A 23,388-nucleotide genomic window follows, 5' to 3' on the forward strand; every position below is an offset into this window, starting at 1 on the left:
TTATTGAAAGTTAATTTCAGAATCTGGTAACGGTACTACATATTGAGTGGCATTCATAGTCAAATTTCCTGATGCCGCAGCACCGTTTGGTATATTTGCAGAATTGATTCTTTTGTAATAGAAAAACAACTGTCCTTCTCCAATAAATTCTTTTCGGTATTCTTTTGTAACTTCAGTTGCTAAAACGGCTGTTGCTGCCAAATTCCCAAGACCTCTGTTAAAGCGAAGTGTATTTAAATAAGAAATTCCGTTTGCAGAAACAGTTGAAGTTTCGGCGGCTATTAAATACATTTCTGAAAGCTTAAACATCGGAATCTGCAGACGAAACACTTTAGTCTTATCAGTAACATCTTCATATTTGAAGAATGTTTTCTGAGTTTTACCTCCAACAATTGGAATTTTCCAACTTGGAAGACTTCTATAATCGTTATCATTAGATTCAAAAACGGCATTAATCCTAGTTAATAACGGAGAATATATTTTACCATCTGCCAAACTAGAATCGAACAAATCTTTTTGTTTGGTGTACAAAGTATAATCGCTTAGAGCAAAGAAATTTTCTGAAGAAAAAGTACGGTCAGGATCTGATGCATTAGTTGCATCTAAAAAAGTTGTCCACGGAAAAAGAGTATTTGACTTTGTAAAATTTATCACTTCATTTGCAATAGTCGAAGCACCTGTCTTATCTCCAGAATACAATAGGACACGAGCTTTTAAGCATTTTACTGCCAGATAATTCATCCTGTTTCCTCTGTTTACAGAATAATACGGATTACCTCCAAAAGCTCCTGAACCTACATATCTTCCAGTAGTCAAAATAGGATCGTTTGCCAAAAGAGTTAAAGCCTGATCAAGATCTGCAAGCACTTTTGTGATTACATCTTTAGCTGGCAAAATTGGGTTGTTGGTTGTGACATATCTATCATAATAAGGTATTCCCGGATCGGCAGGAGCGACTTTATAAATAGGCCCATAAAGACGCAGCATATCAAAATGAAGCATGGCACGAATCGCAATCGCTTCGCCTTTTAACATATCCGCTTTATCAGTAGAAATTACACCCGCATGCTCTTCTATGCTTTCCAAAAATTTATTGGCTGATAAAATGGTTGTAAATGCTGTTTCCCAAATACTCGTGAAAGTTGCCTTAGGTGTTTTTTCTGCATAGTTATAACTCGCCATAGTATATTTGTCATGATTTGACTGTATATTATACTGCTGTGCCAAAATCTCAACGGCATCCATAGTCAGCTGTTTGCCATAAAGATTATTAGAAGCCAATTGCAGATAAAGTCCGTTGTGCACATTCTGAACACCTGTTTCTGAACTGTACATCTGTGATTCTAAGATTTTATCCTGAGGTACCACATCTAGAAAATCACTACAGCCAACAGCTATAAGAGATACTAGAAAAAGGAATGAAATTTTATATATATACTTTTTCATACTAATTAAAATGATAAGTTTAGATTAAGTGAATAAATTCTTGAAAAAGGATAATCGATACCGCGTTCTGCTTTCATAGAAGACACTAGGAAAAACTCGTTTGCAATAGCATTAAATCCTAATCCTGTTAATCCTGCTCTTTTTAACCAAGCTCTATCAGTTACTCGATATCCTAAACGAATAGATTCTCCTGCGATATAATCGTCTTTTTGAATAAAACGAGAAGATATTGGAGTAGCATTTGTCAAACCAATAGCTTTAAACTGTGCGATTTGTCCTGGTGTAGTCCAACGATCTGTAAAAGCTCTCGCATCTTGATTATCAAAAATGTTATCCTTCGAAATATTTTCTACTTTATTGTATAAGGCACTGTTAAATCTTTCTGCACCAAAACTGTATCGTACAAATAATCCGAAACTGAAACCTTTATAGTTCACGTTTGTCGAAACAACTCCAGTAGCAATTTCTCTTGAATTCCCCATTACCACCTCGTCTTTTTTGTCTAATGTAAAAGTCGATTGTCCGTTTTTCTTCAAAAAGACTTCTCTTCCTGTTGCAGGATCAATTCCTAGTGAAGGAACAGCCCAAAGGTCATTGCTACTTGCCCCATCATAATAACGTGTAAGACTTGTTGTTTTTTGAGCAGCCTCATTTAGAGAAGAAAGAGCGTTATTAAAACCTCCTAATTTATTGTCGCCCGAAGCTCCCATTATACCAATACCCCAGATAAAATTCTTTTGAAGGTCATAAATAAAGTTATAGTTCACTTTCCATTCTATTCCTTCTGTAGTTAAATAACCAATATTTAATGGATATGAATTTACTCCTGTTGAAGCAGCCATGTCGATAGCCACAATTTGTGGAGAAGTTTTACGTCTGTAAGCCCCCAATGTTGCGGTCAATCGGTTTCTGAACATTCCTAAGTCTAATCCAACTGATAAATCTTTCGTTTTCTGCGCTTCCAGATTAGGATTTGCCAATTGAGAAATGGCTAATCCAGGACCGAAAATATTAGTATTAATATCATAACTATAAACATCAAAAGAAGCAAAACCAACTAAATTCTGATTTCCTGTTTGTCCAATATTTCCTCTAAGTTTTAAAATATTGACAATGTTTTCGTTCATTTTGAATTCATTATTAATATTCCATCCAAAACCTATACCCCAGTATGGAGAATATTTTTTATTAGTTCCAAAGTTGGTTGCTCCCGAAATTGTCTGTGTGAAATCAAACAAATATTTTCTGTCGTAAGCATAGTTGACCTGATTGGTTAAATCAACGCTTCGAATTAACTCAGTATATACTTTAGGTTTTCCATTTGGCTCGTAACCAAAAGCAAATGCAGGATTCCCTCCAACACCTAATGGAAATCCTCTTAGAGTTGTACCAAAAGCATTGTTTCTCGTTTCTAATGCAGAGGCTCTAATAGTGTAATTGAATGAATGGACATTATTAAAAACATTAGAATAAGTAGCACCAAGATTGGCGTTCCATTTATCAGTAATTGCCTCATTTTTAAAGTATGATCCTTTTTCAGTTGCAATATCCTTAATATATCTAGTGTCATCTGGCGATACAAAAACAGTTGAAATTGTACTATTTCTAGTTACCGATAAAGCTCCAGTTGCTTTGATATGTGAACTTACATCATAATTGATAGCAAAATTATTGGTAAAATTGAAGACGTTTGATTTATCATAACTTCCCAAGAAAACATTGTAAAGGGGATTAGGAGCCTGATTTACCACAATATTTTTTGCTTCTAATGGTAATGACGAACCATCCAAATAACGAGTTATAATTCCATCTTCATTATATTTTGGATAATAGGGACTTGCTTTTGCCCAAGTTTCAAAAGAGCCATAAGGCGATTCTTGATTATCTCCTCCAGAAACAAAAAAGTTATCATTGATACTCAATTTATTTTTTCGGTAAGTCAAAGAAGCGTTGTAACCCCAAGTGTTATGCTCTGTTCCTTTCATAGTTCCTGTAAGCTTTTTATAATTTCCGGCAATATTGAATCGGAATTCATCACTTCCACCACCAAAATTCAAACTATGTCCAGAGGTAATTCCCATTTGGATTGGCTCATTTAACCAGTACGTATTGATTCCGCTGCGTACACCTGCCAAACGTCTTTGATATTCTTTTTGTACTTTAAAGTCAAATTCAGAAGCGGGGTTAGAAGTGGTATATACTCCAGAAAGTCTTTCAAATTCGAGTTTTTGCTCTGCATTCATTAAATGATAAACACTCAAATCGGCTAACTCATAAGATGAATTATATACATAAGAAAATTGCAATTTTCCAGGGATAGGTTTGTTCGTTTCAATAACCACAACTCCATTTGCAGAACGAGAACCATACAACGCAGTCGAAGCTGCATCTTTTAATAAAGTGATGCTGGCAATTCTATTAATATCTAAATCGACAACCTGCTGTAAAGTGGTTGGAAATCCGTCCAAAATAAACAAAGGCTGATTTGGATCATCTCTAAATTGGCTATCAACCTGATTGGCTGTTAAACTTGTCTGCCCTCTCACCTCTATTGTTGGCAGAATATTTGGGTTTGAACCTGCAATATTATTATTGATAACAATAAAAGACGGATCTAATGATTTTAGAGCTTGTACCGCATTTTGCGTAGAAATCTGCCTTAATTCTTCTCCCTTAAAAATAGTTACTGCACCAGTTATCAATTCTTTTTTTCGAACTGTAACTCCCGTATTTACAACAACTCCTTCAAGTTCTTTTCGCTCTTCCTGAAGTTTTACATTAATTACTTTTCTGTTATTGACATCAACAATTTGCGCGCGATGTCCTATATATGTAAATAAAATCTGCCCGTCGTTTGGAGCCATGATGCTATATTTACCATCAAAATCGGTTTGAGCAGCAGCTCCTGTACCTTTTACCCTGATGTTAACTCCAGGAATAGGCTCTCCTTTATCATTCGTGACCGTTCCTTTAATTTCTATTAATTTAGATTCAACGACTACTTTCTCAACTTTTCGTTCTTTTACTATAATCGTATTTCCAGCAGAAAAACTAAAATCAAAATCCTTATTAGAAAAACTGGCTTCCAATAAATCATTCACTTTAATTTTTCCCTTTTTTAAATGTACTTTAGGTAATTTTTTAAATAAATCTTCCTGATAAATAAAAGTATAGTTGGTTTGTTTTGTAATGATGTCAAAAACTTCGTCAACAGATACTGTTTTATCAGCTGCAATTACAACTTTCGTGTTTTGTGAAAATAGATTTACGGGCGAAAAACCAAAAATTGTAGTACAAAACAAGAAGATAAAAGTTCTCATAATGTTAATAATTAGCCGCTTTCTAAAATAGAAATAGGCACTGGTTAATTTAAATTTCATAAATTTACATGTTAATTGGTTGGTTGGTTAATAAAACTGACTTACTGGTTGATACACAGAAAGGGATAAAGCGCAGTACGGTGAGAGGTCTAAACTTTAATCCCTTTTCTTTTTTATTTAATTATAATTTTATTGTCTTTTTTCTCATAGGCATTAATAAAATTAATATTCTTGATCGTGGTTAATATGTCTTCTAATTTCTGATTCTTGTTTAAAACCCCATTAAACTTAACATTGCCAAGCGCTGGATCTGCAAATACAATATCTACATCATACCATCTTGACAATACTCTCGCAATATCTTTTAGTGGCATTCCTTTGAAGACAAATAAGCCTTTTCTCCAAGAAATTTCATTGTAAACATCTACTTCAGAAACATTAATATTTCCGTTATATTCAGTTATTTTAGACTGCTGGTTCGGAGTCAGAATTTGCTTTTTGGCTGCATTACTCACAGCAACAACTCCTTCTACCAAAGTGGTATAAATAGCAGGTTCGTCTCTGTAAGCCTTAATATTAAATTCGGTTCCTATAACCTCAACATTCTGCTCTTGGGTTTTCACTTTAAATCTTGAACCTTTATGTTTGGTGCTTGGCGATACTTCAAAATAAGCTTCTCCATAAACCAATTCTACTTGTCTGGTTTGCCCGTCAACAAAAGCAACAGGATATCTTAATTGCGATTCAGAATTTAGCCAAACTTTTGTGCTGTCGGCAAGCTGTACAAAAAACTGTCCGCCTCTCGGAATCGTCAAAAGGTTATTGGCAATCGCTACAGATTTTCCGTTTGAATTGTAAACTAGTTTTTCTCCATTACTAGAAGCATTTCCTTTGGTATATGATTTTCCTTTTTCTAATGCAATTACAGAACCGTCTTCCAGAGTCAGAGTCGCTTTATCGCTTCCGATTAAGATTTCTTTGTGCGCTACTTGCGGAGTCTCAATCTTAAGCGGATTTGTTTTGCTTACTATTAATGAAATTGAAATCAGCAATAACAATGACGCCGCCATTGCAGTCAGTTTAAAAGCTGTTTTGGTATAGAATGGCTGAATTGGTATTATTGGAGTTTCTTCAGATTGAATGGCGTTTTGCAGACGGGTTCTCATTTTGAGTTCAAGTTCATCTTTAGATCCTAAAGTTTCGTCCCAATCCTTATCTGTCTGAAAACTTTCATAATAATTCAATAATTTATTATTCTCCTCGAGATTGGTATCACCGGAAAGATATCTATTTAGTAACAGTAAGAAATCCTCTTTTTTCATTTTTTATTGTATTATTTCGGGAGTATATGAGATAAGTAACCAAAAAGGAATATACCCCCTAGTCCAAATTGTATTTTTTTTGATTTTTTTTGAAAAAGAATTAAAAAAGAAGAAAAACCATACATCGTCAACCCAACCACTTCATTTTTAATTTTGCTAAAAGATATTTTTTGAGAGCCATAAAATCATCGCCATACTCATGCTTTCCCCCATAGAAGATCGAATGGTGTGCAATGCTTTTGTAATATGGTTTTCGACTGTTTTGGTAGAAATATTAAGTCGTTCGGCAATTTCTTTATGACTCAGCTGTTCTTCACGGCTTAATTTATAAACGGCCTGGCATTTTTCTGGAAGCGATTCGATAATTAAATTCAGCTGTTGCACCAATTCGTTGTGCATTAACTGTGTTTCTGGAGTTGTAGATAAGAAACGCTTTTCTAAATCATCAAAAAGTTCGACATGAACTTTGTCTTTGTTTTTTCTCAAATGATTAAAAACCTGATATCTCGCACAAGCATACATATACCCTTTTAGCGAAATATGAATTTCGATTTTTTCACGATTGTGCCAGATATTCATGAAAATATCCTGAATGATATCTTCACACAATTCTTTGTCTTTAATCACATTGTAAGCAGACATAAAAAGTGCCTGCCAAAATCTATTATACAATTCTGTCAATGCCAATTCATCGCCGTCACGAAGACGATCGATTAATATCTGATCCTGATTTAAGACGGAATTTGGCAATGATAGCGGTTTATGGAGATTGAATAATTCGCAACAAACTTAATAAATTCCGTTAATAATCCTAATTTGTTCTCGACAACACCTTTTTATCTTTGCAATAAACCTTAATTTTACAAGTGGAATAACTTTGTATATTTTTCAATTCTAACTACGAAACTTCTTTATTTTTTAAGCTTAAGTAAGATTCATGATTAAAATAAAATGAATTTTTTAAAATATCAGATTTAAATTGCTGTTACGTTAAAATTGTATTTTTATTAAATTTCAAAAAAATGACGTAGCCAATTTCTTTAAATCTAAATTTGAGTTTTTTCAGACTTTCTTTTTTAACTCAAAATTTCCTAAATAAAAAAAAAACACAAAATTAGACACGGATAAAAACAGATTCGCTATCGCGAAGACACGGAAAAAAACTGATTTAAAAAATCTGCGTTAATCTGCGTTTTCGCGATAGCGAATCTGCTTTATCTGCGTTCAAATCTAGTTTCCCTTAAAAAACATTCTTTCCGCTTAATAATAAATGTTCAGGATAATATTCGACTTCGAACTGTCTATTATTTTTTCGAGCCTTTTAAAAAATACCTCACTTACCATTGGACAACCTTGGCTAAGGGAAATATAATGGTCCTGTTCTCCTTCTGGAACTGCAGAATATGAATGCAGAACAATCATTCTCTTAACCGCGTTATTATTGGTTTGATCCAATCCTTTTAAAATATAGGCTTTACCAAACATTCCTTTATACGATTTTCCTATGGCATAGCGCCCAAGCGATGTACATTTTGAATTGGGCTCATTGCTAAATTTCAACTCTCCTTTTATACCTGTTTCAGAACCTGCACCATTTGCAACTAAACCTTCATCAATTACTGTATTGTTTTCTAAATCATAAACAAAGAATCTGTTTTTACCCGATTTAATTCTCATATCGATAAAGAATGCGGTTTTAGAATTATAAGCGCCAGAGGCAATCATTTTTTTAACATTTTCTATCTCCTGATTAAAACGTTCTTCTTCAGAACCGTTTATTGCATTTTTTTCTTTTGGTTTTGGATTTCCAAAAACACATGCTGTTATCAGAAATATTATATTCACTATTTTCATAAGACTTCCATTTTTAAACCATTACAAATCAATTATTTGACAGTGTAAAATTAAAATGAGAATTCTAAAAAAATGTTTCGTAAAAGTCTAAAAAACAATAAAATAAGATTTTTTTTCAATACAAATAATATCGTTTTTTCGTTAAAAAAAGTTAATTTTGGACTACCGAAGAAACTCATTTCACCAATAGCAAACAGTCCAGATGCTTCGCCCTTGGCCTTTAGAAATTCAGCTTGATAAAAAATCAGATAAAGCCATTTATCTGCAAATTGCCGATGCTGTAATTGATGCTATAAAAACCGGAAAACTAGTTAGTGGAAATGCACTTCCAGGCAGCAGACAGCTAGCCGAGTTATTGAAAGTAAATCGAAATACGGCTGTAGAAGCTTTAGATGTTCTAACTGCCGAAGGCTGGCTCGTAACAATTGATAGAAAAGGAACATTTGTAACAGATTCACTTCCAACCATCAATCATTTATCAGAAAATAAAATAGATCCGAAAATTGTTATTGAAGAACCTAAAAGTTTCTTAGTTTTTGATGATGGACTTCCCGACAGCCGTCTTGCACCAATGAATGATTTGGCAAGAGCGTATCGAGAATTGTTCAGCCGAAAATCGCGCTGGCAGATTATGGGTTATAGCAGTGAATTGGGAAATTTGGAATTTAGAAAATCTATTGCTCAAATGCTGAACTTCAAACGTGGTATGAGTATTTCGCAAGATCAAATCTGTATTACACGCGGAAGCCAAATGGCTATGTATCTTGCTTCACATTGTATTTTAAAATCTGGCGATTATGTTTTGGTCGAAAATCCAGGTTATAAACCTGCTTGGGAAGCTTTTGAAAATGCTGGCGCAACATTACTTCCCGTAAATGTAAACTCGGACGGATTGGATATTGATCAGGTCGAAAAATATCTGCAGCATAAAAACATTAAAGCCATTTATGTTACCCCTCATCATCAATTTCCTACCACGGTAACGCTTTCTCTAAAAAAGAGATTAAAACTTATTGAACTTTCTAATCAATATAATTTTACGATTATTGAGGACGATTATGATAATGAGTTTCATTTTGGACAGCGCCCAATACTTCCTATTTCGAGCTATTCGGCTTTGAAAAACTATATTTATATTGGCACTTTCAGTAAAATTGTTGCGCCAGCGCTTCGTATTGGATATTTAGCCAGTTCTCATGAAAATATTCAGAAGATTGGAAATCACAGAAAAATCATTGATGTTCAAGGCGATAACATTATGGAAGAAGCAATTTTAAACCTCATCAACGAAGGTAAAATAAAACGTCATCTTAAAAAAGCCAATTTGGTTTACAAAAACAAAAGAGACTATTTTGAAAGCTTGCTAAATCAATATCTTCAAGATAAAATCACCTTTACAAAACCTGAAGGCGGACTTGCTTTTTGGATTGTTCCAAAAGAAGAAATTGATGTTCTTGAGATTTTCGAAAAGCTAAAATTACAAGGAATTCAGATCATGAGCCCAAGCCGATTTAGTTTTGATGAAACCATTAAAGGTTTTCGTCTGGGTTATGCTTCTCTTTCAGAAAAACAAATGGAAGAAGGAATTAGAGTGCTTGCTAAACTTTTATAATTTTTTTTTAAACACATAGAAACATAGTTTTGTTACTGTTGAAAGGCGTTTCCTTATATTAAAGCACATAGTCTATGTGTTAAATGATGAGTCATTTTTTTTTAAACCTTTTTCAAATAAATATATTAATCTATGTTTCTATGTGTTTAAATTAATTTAATTGCAATTTTCCATTTCAATAATAGAAAACCCATTTGCCCGAATCTGATTTTCAACTTCAATCGGCGCTTTGTCTATGTGGCAGAAACGGCATTCTTTAGAAGATAAAGTCTGTCCTTCCTGTGAAACACTTTTCAAGTATATTTTACCGTACTCATATACTTGTTCTGCATCGTTAATATTTTCATCAACCAAAATATCAAAGTGCATAATTTTTCCGTCTTTGCGGGTTACATAAGTATCCCAAACTGCTATTTTCATTTTCTAAGTTTCTAAGTTACTAAGTCGCTAAGGGACTAAGTTTATTGTTTTATGGTGCAAATTTACATTGGATTTAAAAGTTGAAAATCATCCAGTTTTTTCATTTTTTGAGATGTACTGGTCCAGTTGGTTTTTCTAGTTTAGCCATAGTTTTGCAGTATGAAAAACGATATAATTTTTAATTTAATCAAAGTGCATCAGCGTATTGAAAATGCTTGCAAAATTGTTGGCAGAAATCCTGATGATGTTCAGCTTTTATTGGCGACCAAAACGGTTCCTGCAGAAAAAATTCGAATTGCGATTGAAGCCGGAGAAACTTTAATGGGAGAAAACAAAATGCAAGAATTGCGAGATAAAAATGATATTTTGCAAAATCTTCCAGTCGAACGCCATTTTATTGGACATCTTCAAACTAATAAAGTAAAAGATGTTTTGAAATATGCGACTTGTATTCAGTCGTTGGATCGAATAAATCTTGCTGATGAATTGCATAAACAGCTTCAGAACCAGAATAGAAAATTAGATGTTTTTGTGCAAGTCAACACCTCTTACGAAGAAAGCAAATTTGGATTACCACCAGAAGAAGTTTTATCTTTCATTAAAAAAATTAAAACTTACGAAACCTTCAATATTAAAGGTTTAATGACAATTGGTTTATTGGATGTTGAGAAAGAGAAAATGATTCCGTCTCTAAGACTTTTAAGAACTATTCGCGATGAAATTTATTCAGAAGAAATTGAAGGTTTAACCGATTTAAAGCTTTCTATGGGAATGTCACAAGATTTGGAGCTTGCCATTGCCGAGGGTTCTAATATGGTACGAATTGGCACTTCGATATTCGGAAACCGCTTTTTAGGAAAAGAAATCTGGAACGAAAACATTGCAGAATAAAACTTAATTTTGCAGCAAATAATACGCAGATGAACCTGAATGATCTTACCGTAATTGATACTGAAAAAATTGCTTTAGACGATTTATTTTTTAGTGATGAAAATAAAGCCGCTTTGCTTCAGATTATCAAAGAACATCAATATATCGAAGAATTAAAAAAATACAATCTTAAGGTTGATAATAAAATTTTATTGCACGGAAGTTCTGGCTGCGGTAAAACGACAACGGCAAAAGCGATTGCCAATACGTTAGGCAAAAACATTATTATTGTAAACCTAAGTACGGTTGTCGATTCTAGAATTGGCGAAACTTCTAAGAATCTGAAAGCTATTTTTGATAAAGCTATCAGAGAAAGGGCGGTTTTGTTTTTAGATGAATTTGACCAGATCGGAAAAAGCCGAGATAGCGACGATAAAGACGTAGGCGAAATGAGACGTTTGGTCAATACCATTATTCAACTTTTTGATTATTTCCCTTCTGATAGTTTATTGATTTGTGCCACTAATCATTACGAAATAATTGACAGTGCTTTATTGCGAAGATTTCAGCTTCGCTTGAAATATGAAATGCCTTCAGAAAAACAGTTGAATATTTATTATGATAAAATTTTAAGCAGTTTTCCAGAACATTTTCAGAATATAGAAAGACGTTATTCGATTTCTTATGCTGAGGCTTTAGATTATATCAATACGACCATGAAAAAGCAAATTATTGCAACTTTGGATTCAAATAAAAACGCATAAAAAACCCGCTGCAAAAGTTTGCAACGGGAATCTTCTTGGGTGGAGTTTTATATAGAGTGAAAGTGTACTTTTTATAAACCTCTTGTCAACCAGCCTTTTTTGTTGGCTGTTGCAATGGCATAAGGCGCAATCCAGAATAAACTGAAAGTGTAAAAAACACTGTATGAATAAGCCCAGAATGATTCTGAAAGCGTGTATCTTTTTGCGTAAAACGCCATTGAAAAACTTGAAAAAATTAAGATTGCCAATAATGTAGAACTTAAAAATAATACTGGGTGAACTGCAATAAAGTAAAACATAAATAATAAAAACGGATATGTCATTGCAATTTTAAAGAACTGGTTTAAGAATAGCATTCTCGCGCCAAATTTTGATCCTTTTCTAAAATCTGTAAAAACATATTTTGCCATCATAAGGTTTTCACGAACGTTACTTCTCGCCCATCTTATGAACATTTTGTATAGACCTTTGTATTCTTCAGGAACATTTGTTAATACCACTGCATTTCTTTGAAATTTAACTTCAAAACCTTGTTTCAAAATCATATTAGTCAAAGCACGGTCTTCTCCAATATCTGATGGTTCGCCCATAAAAGTTTGATTGATCCATTCTGGAAGACAGTTAAATACAGCATCTCTTCTGTACGCTGCTAAGGCACCAGGAGTACATAATACAGAACCTAACTCGCTTTCAACAGAACGCTGGAATTCAAAACTCATTACGAAACTCACATTCAACATTTTTGGCAAAATCGCTTTTTTATTGTTCAAAACCTGAACGTTTCCTGCAACGGCACCACATTTTTTGTTTGCCACAAACGGACTAACCAAGTTTCTTAAAGTATCTTTTTTTACAATAGAATCGCTATCTACAGTGACAAAAATTTCTCCTGTTCCTAATTTAAAACCTCTGTATAATGCCTGACGTTTTCCTTGATTTTTTGGTTGCTGAAAAATCGTTACACGATCTCCCAATTTTGCTTTTGCTTCTTGCATCCAGTACCAAGTATCATCTTTACTTCCATCGTCAATAGCCAAAAGCTGTAGTTTTTCTGCTGGATAATCGCTGTCTGCAAGACTCAATAAAGTGTCCCAAACTAATTTTCCTTCATTATAAGCTGGAACGATAATCGTACAAGTTGGCAACAAATCATCTGATACTGATGGAACTGCTTTATATCTTAAATACAGATAAGAGCTATACAAGAAAACACCTGCCTGATAAAAGAATAAAATGGTAGTTATGATTAAGAATGGTAATCCCCAAGTTGAAGCAATTCTTTCAAAATGAAATTGTTCAAAATCGTCTTGCAATAAATATACTACTCCAACACCTGCTAGTAGTAATAAAAAAGTTCCGATAAGAACTGCCAACCCGAACGGACTTGTTGGTCTTTCTACATGTATTTTTTGTGATTTTTGTTTAGTTCCAAAAAAAGAACCGTTTATTGTTTTTTCGCTGATCGCCGAACTGCTGTTCGCGTAAAATTGTTCTGAGATAATTGTTTCGCTTTCCATGCTTATACTCCTTTTTTAATTTGCTTAATGTGGCTTTTAGTAAAAATCTTTTCTTTTCTAATTATTTGCGACTCTTATTTGAGAAACAATAAAAAAACAAACACATCAAAGATTTTGACATTAACACATTTTGCAAGCGACGTGCCAATACGTTTTCAAACTGGTATAGAGCATTTTAGAAAAAAAGGCATAAAAAATAGTGTGTAATTATTTCACACTTTCTGGATACGGTATACACTAAAATTGTAGAATTTGGAATTGAAAAGACTAGATTTTAAAAGGCTTCAGAGCGTTTTTACTTTTGCTTTTTCGAAAAAGAAACGAAGTTTCAAAATAATTTTCTGACGAAAAAATGGTAAGAATTAATAAAACGTCATTGTTGAAATAAAATTGTTTAGAAGGAAGAAATATAGATTTAAAAGCAGCTTTTTTTGAGCTTTTGAAAAACATTCTTCATAAAAAATCAGGAAATCTTGCCGAAAAAAGTTAAATTTATCGAAGCAAACTTAAAATAAGGAGATTAAAAAATGAGTAAAGAGCATTACTATCTTTTACTTGCTGACGATGACGAAGACGATTGTCTTTTCTTTAAAGAAGCTCTCGACGAAATAGCTATCAGCGCCGATCTTTTAACGGTTCATGACGGCGTACAATTAATGGATTATTTACAAAGTAATATTTCTAATCTTCCAGAAGTTCTTTTTTTGGATTTAAATATGCCACGAAAAAACGGCATCGAATGTTTGGATGAAATAAAAGATGACGAAAATCTAAAAAATCTGCCTATAATTATTTTCTCTACTTCGCTTGATAGTGAAATAGTAAACAAACTTTATCAAAAAGGCGCTTCTTATTATATTCGAAAACCGGGTGATTTTTCTAAGCTTAAAAACGTAATCGAAAAAGCACTGACAATTGCATCAGAAAATAACTTTAGACAGCCCGAAAGAGCTAATTTCATACTGCAACCTTAATCTTCTTTGGAAATGAGCCATAAAAAAAAGGAACATTATTTTCTTTCCGAAGGTGGAGAAATGGGAGAATTAATTCGTTCTACAGATTGGAGCAAAACCTCTTTGGGTGATCCCGAAAAATGGCCGCAAAGTTTGAAAACAATGACCGCAATGATGCTCGGCAATCCGTTTGGAATGTACATTGCGTGGGGAAAAAATTACATTCAATTATACAACGATGCTTTTCGTCCTATTCTTGGCACTTCAAAACATCCTGATGCTTTGGGCGGAAGTTCTAAAGATACATTTGCAGAAATCTGGGATACCATCGGACCAATGTTTTCTGATGTTATGAAAGGACATGCTGTGAGTTTTCCTGATTTTAAAGTTCCTTTGCATCGAAATGGCTATACAGAAGATTGTTTTTTTGATTTTTCGTATAGCCCCATAAAAGTAGAAGACGGTTCTATTGGCGGAATTCTCGTTACAGTTATCGAAACCACCGAAAAGAAAATTGTTGCAGATGCTTTACAGGAAAGTAATGCCCGATTTGTCAATAATATTATGCAGGCTCCTGTGGCAATGTGCATTTTTAGAGGTGAAAATCATGTTGTTGAAATTGCCAACGAACAAATGCTTCGTCTTTGGAACGCAAAAGCAGAAAACATAATCAACAAACCTATTTTTGAGGCTCTTCCTAAATTGAAAAAACAAGGACTTGATGAAATTCTTCAAAGCGTTTTTATCTCTGGCAAAAAAGTCGTTACAGAAGAACTTTTTGTTCCTTTAAATAGAAATGGTCAAACCGAAAACACTTATATTAATTTTGTTTACGAAGCTTTAAGAGAAGCAGATGGCACTATTTCTGGCGTTGCCGCAATTGCCACAGAAGTTACTGCTCAAGTCTTGGCTCGTACAAAAGTAGAAGAAAGCGAGAAGAGATTCAGATTGCTTACTGAAAGTATTCCGCAATTAATATGGGAAACCGATGCCGATGGAAATGCTCTTTTCACTTCTGGAAGATGGCTTGAATATACTGGAATTGAACCTGGAATAGAAGGATCATGGCAGAAAATGATTCACCCCGACGATTTCGAAGAAAATATCAAAATCTGGCAGCATTCACTCGCAACGGGAGAAATGTACCGCTGTGACGTGAGAATGCGTAGAAAAGATGGCTCATACCGATGGCATACAGTTATTGGAGAGCCCGTATTTGGCCCCGATAATAAAATTGTAAAATGGGTCGGTGCCTTTACTGATATTCATACCGAGAAAGCTTTTACACATGAACTTGAACAGCAGGTTACAGCCAGAACTAGAGAACTAATCCAGATTAATGAATCGCTTCGTAAAAGTGAGGAGCGTTACCATTTGATGGTAGAAGAGGTTCAGGAATATGCTATTTTATATTTGAATAGCCATGGTATTATTGAAAATTGGAATACTGGTGCCGAAAAAATAAAAGGCTATAAAGCCGAAGAAATCATCGGAAAGTATTTTGCTGTGTTTTATACCGAAAAAGACCAGAAAAACAATCTTCCACAAAAACTGCTGCAAACTGCGAGAGAAAAAGGAAAAGTTATACATGAAGGCTGGCGCGCACGTAAAGACGGAAGTCTATTTTGGGCAAGTGTTGTAATAACAGCCGTTCATAATAAACAAAAAGAAGTTATTGGTTTCTCTAAAGTAACACACGATTTAACCGAAAAAAAGAAAGACGAAGACAAACTAAGAATGAATGCATTAGAACTGGCTCAAAAAAACAATGAGTTAGAAGAAATGAACAAAGAACTCCAGTCTTTTGCCTATATTTCAAGTCATGATTTGCAGGAACCGCTGAGAAAAATACAGACTTTTGCTTCTCAGATTATTGAGAAAGAAGCTGAAAATTTATCAGAAAACGGAAAAGATAAATTTAAAAGAATGCAAAACGCTGCACAGCGAATGCAGACTTTGATTAATGATTTATTAGCTTATTCTAGAACAAACGTTCAAGAACGTATTTTTATAAAAACAGATCTTGCCCAAATTATAAATGAGGTAAAAGAAGATTTAACCGAAGAATTGGATCAGAAAAGTGCTGTAATTGAAATTGAACAAAGTGTTGCAGTTAATATTATTCCGTTTCAATTCAAACAACTATTGTATAACCTTATCAGTAATTCGCTAAAATTCTCAAATCCTGATATTCCGATTGTAATTAAAATTAGAAGTAAAATTGCTTTAGGGAAAGATTTAGAAAATGAAAAACTGATTCCTACCAAAAAATATTGCCACATAGAAGTTTCAGATAACGGAATTGGTTTTGAAGCACAATACAACAAAAAAATATTCGAAGTTTTCCAGCGCCTCCACGGCAGAGATCGTTACAATGGAACTGGAATCGGGCTGGCAATTGTGAAAAAGATTATTGAAAACCATAACGGAATCATCACTGCTTCGGGTATTCAGAATCAAGGAGCTTCTTTTGATATTTATATTCCTGCAAAATAAAAGTTTCTCAAATTTCAAATTTCAAATTCTAAACTCCAAATTCCATAAAAAAACGGAAACTGCAAATAAGCGGTTTCCGTTTTTCCATTTCAAAGGAAATTGAAATTATCACAAAACAAATTTTATCTAGTATAAACAGTAATTACACCTGTTGTTTTGTCTTTAATTTTTAGCTCTTTGTTGGTAAGATTCATGATATCGCTAGTAGAACTTACATTTCCAACAGTAATAGTCAAATCGTTATGAGATCTTACATAAGTACCCGTAGTTTCTGTCAAAGCACAATTACTTCCATCATAATCACCAATAACTGCTGCATTACTTAATCTTAAGTCTAAATAATCTCTGTTGCATCCTGCTTGATTCTGCGGAGCATCAACTAACACTTCCTGTCCATTAACAATTGTTCCTGTCTGGCTTAGATTATATTTCCCTTGAATTGGAACTATTGTTTCTCCTTCATTATCGTCGTTACTACAAGAGGTTACGAACATTCCCGCGCTTAAGGCTAATACGAATAAAAAGTTTCTATTTTTCATGATTTCTTTGTTTTTTATTAATTTAATTCAATAATGCTAAATTAAAAGTATATACTTACAAAAAATTTCATGATTCTGCGAATATTTTACATAAATCGCATTTTAATAGTTTTTTACTTTTTTACATATTTATTCAAAATATATCTCGTTACAGGTTTTAAAGAGCTATTATTCTCAGGATGTCTTCCATGTCCATTAAAGAAGTCTATTCCATTTGCTGTTTTGCCATACCAGACAATAGCTTCTCCATTTTTGTCAAAAAATGGCGTCGTGTCACATACTTTTATCTTTTTTAAATCAAAAACAGTTTTATCAAAAGGTTCTACAACATTAAAACTTCCTAAACCATTCACTTCCAAATCACAACTTACTTTTTCATAATGATCGCTTGACCATTGCATACATTGTTTTTGAAAGAAGGCAAAATAGACCACACCTCCAATTGAGCAAAAAATTAAAACAGTAATCATTGCTGTTTTTCCTAATCGCTTTAGAAAATTTTCAAATAGGAGTTGCCTCATTCTCCTAAAAAACTTTTCTCTCTTTGTTTCGGATTTCTGTGATTCAGGATCATTCCATTTAGATTGATCTCTTTTAACATCATCAATCTCTTTAAAATTTACTTCAGATTTAGTAGTCTTTACATTTTCTTGTCCTACTCTATTAAAAGCATAACTGTCGTTGGTAATAAATGGCAGAGGTACGTATGGTTTTTCTTTTTCTTCTTCCTCATTTTTCGAACTAGGAAGTTTTTCGATGTCGGCATCATTACTAAAACCAACAGAAGAAAATTCAGGTTTATAATGTTTGGTGTCTCTTAACTCTTCAATCAATTTCAAATTCTCTGGATCAATTTCTTTTCTAAATTTATTAAAAGGTCTAGGATTAAAATCTACCAAAATTGCTGCCATATCAACAACATCGATTTTATCTGGATCTGTTTCTCCTTTAAAAAATTTTTCTACTGGTCTAAATAGATCAGTCTCTTGCTTAAACTTTTTTTTTGCACTAATATCAAAAGAAAGCCCAAGTAAAGAATTGAACACATTCAAATCATTTGAATGCATATCATTATTCGCAAATTTTTCCCAACATAACTTATTTAGTTTTCCTCTTGTTGGAGCGTTCAAAAAATAAAAGTCATCACCATTTTTTACTTCTTCATATTTTTCTTTAATGGCTTTTTTATATAAATCTTCCAAAGTATTGTTATTCATAGGCTTCATTTTTTTGGGTTTTTAAGGATTTATAAGGATCAATAGGGATTTTATAAAACTTAATCGGAAATCCCGGAAATCCGTATCAACACAGGCTCAAAACCATTGTTACTTTGCCTCAACAAAATTAGTTAGCGCTTTGATCTGCAGGTCAAAACAAATGTACAAAACTAGTTTAGTCAACGAGTATGGAAAACCGTAAGATAGATTCTATCTGGGAAGTATAGATGAAAATCTTACGGCCCTACATACTCCTCACTTCCCATCAAATGGCATAATTCAGAAAAGTTCTGAACAGCAATGCCTATAACCAATCTAAAAAATTCAATTATGAAAAAGATTTTTTTATGGGGAGCATTTACCCTGTTGACAACTACATTATTTTCTTGCACTGCTGATGAATTCGAAACAGCTAAAGACAAAACGGAAGTAAAAAAGGATACAGCTCCGGCGAAAGATATGCAGGCTACCGGACCAGACGACGATCCAGTTGTGGTGCCACCACCGCCAAAAAAATAATTTAAAATTTTGGAAAAAAAACTGTAGTTTATAATAAATTACTATTTTCGGGGAAAGTAAGATTTATGTTACGATCCCCGTTTTTTTATCTGCTAATCATTCTCTTTTTCTTTTCTTGCAAAGAAAAAACAATTGCACCTGCTAAAGTAGACCTCAACCGTGAGAAAGCTTTTAAATTAAGAGATTTAGGCATTACTAATCTGCAAAACAAAAATTACAACAGTGCTTTTTTCAATTTTAATAAATCAAAATTAGATTTTGAAATTTTAAAAGACAGCGCCAATATCGTTTACAATTTAATTCAGATGGCTTCTATCCAACAGATAAATGGGGATTATTATGGAAGCAAAGAAACACTTACAGAAGCTCTTCCATATGTCAAAAAGAAAGATATTTATACGGTTTCCATAAATAATTTTTTCGGAATTGCAGACAAAGAACTCGCACTTTATGATGATGCTATTTATTATTACAACGAGGCAATAAAAGATGCTGAAAATAATGTTTCTAAATTTTCTCCTCTAAATAATATTGCTGTCATTTACATTGAACAGAAAAAGTATGAAAAAGCAATTCAGATTTTAGAATCGATTTTAAATGAAAACCAAATTTCAAAAACAAGTAAAGCACGTGTTTTAGACAATCTGGGTTTTACCTATTTTAAAATTGGCAATACAGATAAGGGACTCGCTTTAATGCAGGAAGGCCTTAAAATTAGAAATGAAGCTCAGGATTTATACGGCATTATCGGAAGCAATCTTCACCTCGCTCAATATTACTCAAAATTCAATATTCAGAAATCAAATGCATATGCCACAAAAGCATACGAAATTGCGACAAAACTGCGTAGTATCGACGAGCGCTTAAAAGCATTATCTTTTCTCATTTCAAACGATTCTGAAGCTCAAAATGCTTATGCTCAAAAATTTATTTTTTTAAACGACAGCATAATAAAAGTTCGAAACAATTTTAAAAACAAATTTGCCCGAATTAAATACGACTCAAAAAAAGAAAAGGAAGAAAACCAAAAACTTCGTTTAGAGAATGTAGAGAATGAAGTTGCTCTGCAAAAAGCCGAAAATCAAAAAATATTATTTCTTTCTGGATTCATTATTCTCTGTATTGTTTTATTTTTTGTAAAGAAAAATCATCAAAACAAAACTAGAACCATAAAACTAAAAACAGCTTATGATACTGAAACCCGAATTGCCAAAGACATTCACGACGAACTAGCCAATGATGTTTTTAACACCATTACTTTCACCCAGACACAACCATTAGAAATTGAAAATACGAAGGAAACTTTAATTCAAAAACTAGATCATATTTATGCGCGAGTACGTGGTATTTCGAGAGAGAATAATACTATCGACACCAAGACCAATTTTGCATCTAACTTAAAAGAAATGCTTTCTACTTACAATAGTGACCATACCAACGTTATTATTAACAATATCGAAAAAGTAAATTGGCATTTGGTTGATGAGTTTAAAAAAGTTACGATTCATAGAATTCTACAGGAATTGATGGTTAATATGAAAAAGCACAGTCAAGCATCAATAGTTGTAGTAAAATTTGAAAGCAACGGAAAAACAGTATTTATAGATTATACCGATAATGGCAAAGGAGCCGATAAAAATAAAATTATAAAAAATGGCTTGCAAAATATGGAAAACCGTATTTTGGCCATAAAAGGAACTATTACTTTTGACACTAAACCCGATAAAGGTTTTAAAGTAAAAATAACAATGTCTAAATAAAAGCCTATGTTTAAAAAAGTAATAATAGCCGAGGATTTTGAAGAATTCAATTTAGCTGTACAACAAACTTTGAATGATTTCAACATTGTCAATTTTCAGCATGCGAAATATTGTGACGATGCCTTTCTTAAAATAAGAAAAGCGATTCAGGATAATGAGCCATACGATTTATTGATTAGCGATCTTTCGTTTAAAAAAGACCATCGTGAAGTAAAAATCGGCAGCGGTGATGAGCTGATTCGAAAAGTTCGTGAACTGCAGCCTGAGATTAAAATCATCGCCTACTCTATCGAAGATAAAAGTGCTCGTATAAAATCACTTTTTGAAGATTCAGAAATTAACGCTTTTGTTCTAAAAGGCAGAAATAGTATTGAGGATCTCAAAAAAGCATTGACCATAATTTCGTCTTCCGATCAAAAATTTATTTCGCAAGAAGTTGCTTCTGCGCTTCAGGAAAAAGGCAATTACGAAATAGACGATGTAGATATTAAAATCTTAAAATATTTATCTGACGGAACATCTCAAGATGAGATTATAGAAATATTTAAAAGCAATGATATAAAACCAAATAGCAAAAGTGCTATGGAAAAAAGATTAGCAAAGCTAAAAGACTTTTTTAAAGCTAATAATACCATTCATTTGGTTTCGATCACAAAAGATATGGGAATAATTTAAGTTCCTTTTTCACTTATTATTAAAGCTCCTTTGGGAGCTTTTTTTATTTCCAAAAATTAAAATATCGGATTATGGTTTTCCGTAAAATACTGGTTTTGATTGGTTTTACTTTTGAGGTTATCAATTTAAAACTACAAACCTATGGAAATGAACATTCAACTAAAATCATTAGCTGATAAAATAAATCAGCTGAAAAGTAAAATTGAAACCGAAGAATCTACAAAACACGCTTTTGTACTGCCTTTTATACATGCTTTAGGATACGATGCTTTTAATCCGCTAGAAGTAGTTCCAGAATTTACAGCCGATCTTGGCTTAAAAAAAGGAGAGAAGGTAGATTATGCTATTTTTCAAAATGGAGAACCTATTATCATTGTAGAATGCAAAAGCTGGAAAGAAAAACTTACCGTTCATAATTCTCAGTTATTCCGTTATTTCCACGTGACCAAAACTCGATTTGCACTTTTAACAAACGGAATCCAGTATCAGTTTTTTACCGATTTGGACGACCAAAACAAAATGGACGAAAAGCCTTTTTTAGAATTTGATATCTGCAATTTAAAAGAAAATACTATAAACGAAATTGCAAAATTTCATAAAGCGAATTTTGATGTTAATAATATTGTAAGCAATGCAAGTTCATTAAAATACATTAAGGAAATTAAAAAGCTTATCAACGCTGAATTAGAAAGCCCTTCAAATGATTTTACAAAACTCTTCGCGAGCAAAATATATGCAGGAAGACTGACGGAAAAAGTTGTGGATGAATTTAAAGATTTAGTTCAAAAATCAGTTAGCCAATTTATTAATGACAAAATTAATGATCGTTTAAATGCGGCTTTAAGCAAAGAAACTATTAAACAGCAAGATGAAGAAATTATCTCGGTTGAAGATGACAGCAAAGTGGTTACAACCGAAGAAGAACTTGACGCTTATCGCATAGTAGTTGCCATTTTACGCCGAAAACTGCCAGTTGCTAGAATTGTATCTCGCGATACTCAATCCTATTTTGGAATACTGTTGGATGATAATAATCGAAAACCTCTTTGCAGACTTCACCTAAACAGCGGTAAAAAATACATAAGCCTTTTCAACAATAATAAAACGGAAGCTAAAATTGCAATTTCATCCATTGATGATATTTATCAATACGAAAAAGAATTACTAGAAACGGTGGCTCTTTACGAAACAGAATTAAATCCCGTATAAGTACTCATTTTAAAAAATTTAATTCTAATTAGATTTATCGCATCACAAAAATTACTAACCCATAATCAAAACACTATGAAACCTAAACATTACATAATTGCCGGACTTTGCTTGATTTTATTGGTCGCTGCACTTACTAATCCTGGAACTGAAAAACATAAAGAAGAAGTAAAACTGAAAATGAATGCATTTTTAGAAAAAGAAATGGATAAAGAAAATACAACGCAGGACGATGAAATGTCAAATGCTGGAGGAATGCTAGGAAATGCTCTAGCACAATCGATGGTAAACATGCTCGTAGACAATATAGTTTCTTCATCAAATTACATTCTTTTTTCGACAACAGATGTTACTGTCGATGGAAAAACCAAAACTATTGGCTTTGGTATTTTGGGAAATGTCTTTTTATCTAACAAAATAGATGAAGCAATAAAACAATAAAAAACAGAATTTTTCAGCTCACTAAATACCACGTTGCCTATGCAAAAAAACTACCTCATCTTACTTTTATTATTTTCATTTTATTCGTGTAAGAAAGCCGCCTCTCCGCCTCCATTGCCTCAAGTAAATTCATTTTATAAATCGGTAATTACTGCGGATGATCGAAAGACAATCACTCCCCAAGAAGCCAGAACATATCACGTAAATAAAACTTATCAGTACGAATATAGAACAGGAAACCCTGGAAATTATGAGTACAATTATGATGTAAAAGGAATAAATAGCGCAGGAGATTCTGTCTCTGGCAATATAAATGTTTCGGGAAAATACGGCGCCGGAATTTTAACAACTGATACGATTCCAGAAATCGAAATCAATACAGAATGGGTTTCATACGGGAAATTAAAAGCTTTTGATAAAAAAGGAAACGAATATCAATTAATTGTCAAATAAA

Annotated in this window: 20 protein-coding genes; 11 read left to right on the plus strand and 9 right to left on the minus strand. The window is 33.1% G+C overall.

Features of this window, described 5'->3' with window-relative positions; all coding sequences use genetic code 11:
* The 5 genes from PQ463_RS11915 to PQ463_RS11935 all read right to left on the minus strand — a co-directional run bounded on the left by PQ463_RS11915 (nucleotide 1) and on the right by PQ463_RS11935 (nucleotide 7,942).
* Nucleotides 1-1,446, minus strand: a complete 1,446-nt coding sequence (locus tag PQ463_RS11915; protein ID WP_274253898.1) for a RagB/SusD family nutrient uptake outer membrane protein — start codon at nucleotides 1,444-1,446, stop codon at nucleotides 1-3.
* A gap of 5 nt (nucleotides 1,447-1,451) precedes the next feature.
* Nucleotides 1,452-4,766: a SusC/RagA family TonB-linked outer membrane protein gene (locus tag PQ463_RS11920; protein WP_274253899.1), complete on the minus strand. Its 3,315-nt coding sequence runs from the start codon at nucleotides 4,764-4,766 to the stop codon at nucleotides 1,452-1,454.
* Between the two features lie 173 nt (nucleotides 4,767-4,939).
* Nucleotides 4,940-6,088 (minus strand): FecR family protein, encoded by a 1,149-nt coding sequence (locus tag PQ463_RS11925; RefSeq protein ID WP_274253900.1) that lies wholly within the window; start codon nucleotides 6,086-6,088, stop codon nucleotides 4,940-4,942.
* Nucleotides 6,089-6,244: 156 nt separating this feature from the next.
* Nucleotides 6,245-6,838 carry an RNA polymerase sigma factor gene (locus tag PQ463_RS11930; protein WP_274253901.1) on the minus strand — a complete coding sequence of 198 codons (594 nt, stop codon included), beginning with the start codon at nucleotides 6,836-6,838 and terminating at the stop codon, nucleotides 6,245-6,247.
* Between the two features lie 510 nt (nucleotides 6,839-7,348).
* Nucleotides 7,349-7,942: a murein L,D-transpeptidase catalytic domain-containing protein gene (locus PQ463_RS11935; protein ID WP_274253902.1), complete on the minus strand. Its 594-nt coding sequence runs from the start codon at nucleotides 7,940-7,942 to the stop codon at nucleotides 7,349-7,351.
* A gap of 202 nt (nucleotides 7,943-8,144) precedes the next feature.
* On the opposite strand from PQ463_RS11935, the gene pdxR reads away from it, so the two are divergent.
* Nucleotides 8,145-9,554 carry a MocR-like pyridoxine biosynthesis transcription factor PdxR gene (pdxR, locus tag PQ463_RS11940; RefSeq protein WP_274253903.1) on the plus strand — a complete coding sequence of 470 codons (1,410 nt, stop codon included), beginning with the start codon at nucleotides 8,145-8,147 and terminating at the stop codon, nucleotides 9,552-9,554.
* A 156-nt stretch (nucleotides 9,555-9,710) separates the two neighbouring features.
* Here pdxR and PQ463_RS11945 read toward each other — a convergent pair whose 3' ends face one another.
* Nucleotides 9,711-9,974 (minus strand): DUF2024 family protein, encoded by a 264-nt coding sequence (locus PQ463_RS11945; protein ID WP_274253904.1) that lies wholly within the window; start codon nucleotides 9,972-9,974, stop codon nucleotides 9,711-9,713.
* Nucleotides 9,975-10,133: 159 nt separating this feature from the next.
* Here PQ463_RS11945 and PQ463_RS11950 point away from each other — a divergent pair, with 159 nt between their 5' ends.
* Together PQ463_RS11950 and PQ463_RS11955 are read left to right on the plus strand one after the other, a co-directional pair.
* Complete coding sequence (locus tag PQ463_RS11950; RefSeq protein WP_274253905.1) at nucleotides 10,134-10,865, plus strand: YggS family pyridoxal phosphate-dependent enzyme; 732 nt, start codon at nucleotides 10,134-10,136, stop codon at nucleotides 10,863-10,865.
* Nucleotides 10,866-10,894: 29 nt separating this feature from the next.
* Complete coding sequence (locus PQ463_RS11955; protein WP_274253906.1) at nucleotides 10,895-11,608, plus strand: AAA family ATPase; 714 nt, start codon at nucleotides 10,895-10,897, stop codon at nucleotides 11,606-11,608.
* 71 nt (nucleotides 11,609-11,679) lie between these two features.
* Here the strand turns inward: PQ463_RS11955 and PQ463_RS11960 are convergent, their stop codons facing one another.
* Entirely contained in the window at nucleotides 11,680-13,125 is a 1,446-nt protein-coding gene (locus tag PQ463_RS11960; RefSeq protein ID WP_274253907.1) for a glycosyltransferase, read from the minus strand.
* Nucleotides 13,126-13,652: 527 nt separating this feature from the next.
* Between PQ463_RS11960 and PQ463_RS11965 the strand changes: the two genes are divergently transcribed.
* Together PQ463_RS11965 and PQ463_RS11970 are read left to right on the plus strand one after the other, a co-directional pair.
* Nucleotides 13,653-14,099 carry a response regulator gene (locus tag PQ463_RS11965; RefSeq protein ID WP_111378223.1) on the plus strand — a complete coding sequence of 149 codons (447 nt, stop codon included), beginning with the start codon at nucleotides 13,653-13,655 and terminating at the stop codon, nucleotides 14,097-14,099.
* A 12-nt stretch (nucleotides 14,100-14,111) separates the two neighbouring features.
* The gene (locus tag PQ463_RS11970; RefSeq protein WP_274253908.1) at nucleotides 14,112-16,574 is read left to right on the plus strand and encodes a PAS domain-containing sensor histidine kinase; all 2,463 of its coding nucleotides are present in this window, start codon (nucleotides 14,112-14,114) and stop codon (nucleotides 16,572-16,574) included.
* 122 nt (nucleotides 16,575-16,696) lie between these two features.
* Here the strand turns inward: PQ463_RS11970 and PQ463_RS11975 are convergent, their stop codons facing one another.
* Both PQ463_RS11975 and PQ463_RS11980 read right to left on the minus strand, forming a co-directional pair.
* Nucleotides 16,697-17,113, minus strand: coding sequence for a lipocalin family protein (locus PQ463_RS11975; protein ID WP_274253909.1), 417 nt, complete (start codon nucleotides 17,111-17,113; stop codon nucleotides 16,697-16,699).
* A 113-nt stretch (nucleotides 17,114-17,226) separates the two neighbouring features.
* Nucleotides 17,227-18,330 carry a hypothetical protein gene (locus PQ463_RS11980; RefSeq protein WP_274253910.1) on the minus strand — a complete coding sequence of 368 codons (1,104 nt, stop codon included), beginning with the start codon at nucleotides 18,328-18,330 and terminating at the stop codon, nucleotides 17,227-17,229.
* A 330-nt stretch (nucleotides 18,331-18,660) separates the two neighbouring features.
* Between PQ463_RS11980 and PQ463_RS11985 the strand changes: the two genes are divergently transcribed.
* From PQ463_RS11985 to PQ463_RS12010, 6 genes are all read left to right on the plus strand, one after another.
* Nucleotides 18,661-18,849: a hypothetical protein gene (locus PQ463_RS11985; RefSeq protein ID WP_111426756.1), complete on the plus strand. Its 189-nt coding sequence runs from the start codon at nucleotides 18,661-18,663 to the stop codon at nucleotides 18,847-18,849.
* A 65-nt stretch (nucleotides 18,850-18,914) separates the two neighbouring features.
* Entirely contained in the window at nucleotides 18,915-20,609 is a 1,695-nt protein-coding gene (locus PQ463_RS11990; protein ID WP_274253911.1) for an ATP-binding protein, read from the plus strand.
* A gap of 6 nt (nucleotides 20,610-20,615) precedes the next feature.
* Nucleotides 20,616-21,284 carry a response regulator transcription factor gene (locus PQ463_RS11995; protein ID WP_274253912.1) on the plus strand — a complete coding sequence of 223 codons (669 nt, stop codon included), beginning with the start codon at nucleotides 20,616-20,618 and terminating at the stop codon, nucleotides 21,282-21,284.
* Between the two features lie 141 nt (nucleotides 21,285-21,425).
* Nucleotides 21,426-22,493: a type I restriction endonuclease gene (locus tag PQ463_RS12000; protein WP_111378230.1), complete on the plus strand. Its 1,068-nt coding sequence runs from the start codon at nucleotides 21,426-21,428 to the stop codon at nucleotides 22,491-22,493.
* Between the two features lie 75 nt (nucleotides 22,494-22,568).
* Nucleotides 22,569-22,934: a DUF4359 domain-containing protein gene (locus PQ463_RS12005; RefSeq protein ID WP_274253913.1), complete on the plus strand. Its 366-nt coding sequence runs from the start codon at nucleotides 22,569-22,571 to the stop codon at nucleotides 22,932-22,934.
* Nucleotides 22,935-22,973: 39 nt separating this feature from the next.
* Nucleotides 22,974-23,387 carry a hypothetical protein gene (locus PQ463_RS12010; protein ID WP_274253914.1) on the plus strand — a complete coding sequence of 138 codons (414 nt, stop codon included), beginning with the start codon at nucleotides 22,974-22,976 and terminating at the stop codon, nucleotides 23,385-23,387.
* Nucleotide 23,388 lies beyond the last annotated feature (1 nt).

The sequence above is a fragment of the Flavobacterium sp. KACC 22763 genome, from assembly GCF_028736155.1.
Classification (GTDB): Bacteria; Bacteroidota; Bacteroidia; order Flavobacteriales; family Flavobacteriaceae; genus Flavobacterium.